1 protein-coding gene is annotated in these 698 nt (G+C 54.2%); it reads left to right on the top strand.

Features of this window, described 5'->3' with window-relative positions; genetic code table 11:
• Nucleotides 1-232: hypothetical protein (locus I8U23_RS13515; RefSeq protein ID WP_151153143.1), on the top strand; the 232-nt coding region annotated here is incomplete at its 5' end.
• Between the last annotated feature and the right edge of the window lie 466 nt (nt 233-698).

A 698-nucleotide genomic window follows, 5' to 3' on the forward strand; every position in this document is an offset into this window, starting at 1 on the left:
TAATCTGCTGCTTGCAAACAAAAAAACCACCGCTACCAGCGGTGGTTTGTTTGCCGGATCAAGAGCTACCAACTCTTTTTCCGAAGGTAACTGGCTTCAGCAGAGCGCAGATACCAAATACTGTTCTTCTAGTGTAGCCGTAGTTAGGCCACCACTTCAAGAACTCTGTAGCACCGCCTACATACCTCGCTCTGCTAATCCTGTTACCAGTGGCTGCTGCCAGTGGCGATAAGTCGTGTCTTACCGGGTTGGACTCAAGACGATAGTTACCGGATAAGGCGCAGCGGTCGGGCTGAACGGGGGGTTCGTGCACACAGCCCAGCTTGGAGCGAACGACCTACACCGAACTGAGATACCTACAGCGTGAGCTATGAGAAAGCGCCACGCTTCCCGAAGGGAGAAAGGCGGACAGGTATCCGGTAAGCGGCAGGGTCGGAACAGGAGAGCGCACGAGGGAGCTTCCAGGGGGAAACGCCTGGTATCTTTATAGTCCTGTCGGGTTTCGCCACCTCTGACTTGAGCGTCGATTTTTGTGATGCTCGTCAGGGGGGCGGAGCCTATGGAAAAACGCCAGCAACGCGGCCTTTTTACGGTTCCTGGCCTTTTGCTGGCCTTTTGCTCACATGTTCTTTCCTGCGTTATCCCCTGATTCTGTGGATAACCGTATTACCGCCTTTGAGTGAGCTGATACCGCTCGC

Origin of the sequence: Thermoactinomyces sp. CICC 10735 (assembly GCF_016055175.1) — a bacterium.
Taxonomy (GTDB): Bacteria; Bacillota; Bacilli; order Thermoactinomycetales; family Thermoactinomycetaceae; genus Thermoactinomyces; species Thermoactinomyces vulgaris.